We start from the raw sequence: 1,302 nt of genomic DNA on the forward strand, positions 1-1,302 counted from the left end.
TTTGCGGGTAACGGTAATCTGCCAATCTCTTCACTGCAAACTGGTGCAAGTGGTGCAGATACAGATGAATTCCGTTATGAAGCTGACCTGTCTTATGCTGGCGCATTTGATGGTGGTTCATACTCTGCATGGTTGAGCGGTGTTACAGAAGATCGTGACGATCTTGAAGAAGACCTGCGTCAATGGACTGTTGGTGGTACATTGAAAGTAGCTGGTTTTGAGTTTATGGCTCAATACTCAGATTCTGAAGATGGTACTTCAGGTTCAGCTGCTAGCTTCGACACATCAACTGGTGCATTCGTTGCGGTTCCTGCAGTGGCTTCAGAAAAACTTGAATGGGATCAGTATGTCATTCAAGCCGGTTACCGTTTCGCAGGTACTACTCTGGTATCAGCTAACTACTCAGAGTTAGAAGATAAATCTTCTAGCGCAGTAGATGGTGCTGACGAATCAGAGCGTATCACTCTGGGCGTATACCACGACGTGAACTCAAACCTGAAATTGGTTGCTGAGTACACAAAAGTTGAGAACGACGACAGCGACGTTCTTGATCAAGACATCTTCGCTATCGGTGGTTTCATGTTCTTCTAAGAACTTGTCATCACTCAAGAATCAAATCTACGATTTGATTCTTTGAAGATTAAAAAAGCCTCAGCCTTCGGGTTGGGGCTTTTTTTTGCCTCACTGTTTGGGCTATTCAACCTTCCGATTGACCTATTCATGCAGATTGATTAGCCTTTTAACACCTAATATAAAAAGCCTTGCTTATGACACTCTCAACTCAATATCTGCCAGAGTTCTTTACTGCCCTGAAAAATGAATTTGAAACAAATGCAGAAGAAATCACAGCCTTAGATCAGGCTATTGGCGATGGCGATCATCTCACCAATCTGATGCGCGGACTTGACGCTGTTACAAAGATTGAAGCAGAGCTGGCTGAGATGGACTGGTCAGCTGCGTTGATGAAAATTGGGATGACCTTGATGGCCACTATGGGCGGCGCATCCGGTTCCTTATTTGGCAGTTTTTTCCTGGCAATGAGTAAAACGGCTAAAAATAAGGAAATGAACTTTCAGAATATTGCCGCGATTTTTGATGCCGGTGTGGAATCAGTAAAACAGCGAGGCAAAGCAGGTATTGCTGAAAAAACCATGCTCGATACCTTAATACCTGCCAATGAATCATTAAAACACGATGTCGCTAATAATGAAGCGATAGAAAACACACTGGAAAACATGAAACAGACCGCGAAAGAAGGCATGTTATCAACAAAGGATATGCTCGCAACCAAAGGACGCGCCT

2 protein-coding genes are annotated in these 1,302 nt (G+C 43.8%); both read left to right on the forward strand.

What is annotated here, in order from left to right:
• The coding region (locus tag ACTF5U_RS12455) for a porin (protein ID WP_438971951.1) at positions 1-591 on the forward strand (591 nt) is incomplete at its 5' end.
• Positions 592-767: 176 nt separating this feature from the next.
• A partial coding sequence (dhaL, locus tag ACTF5U_RS12460; RefSeq protein WP_438971952.1) for a dihydroxyacetone kinase subunit DhaL occupies positions 768-1,302 on the forward strand: 535 nt, incomplete at its 3' end.

This window comes from Methylophaga sp. (assembly GCF_965655755.1).
Classification (GTDB): Bacteria; Pseudomonadota; Gammaproteobacteria; order Nitrosococcales; family Methylophagaceae; genus Methylophaga.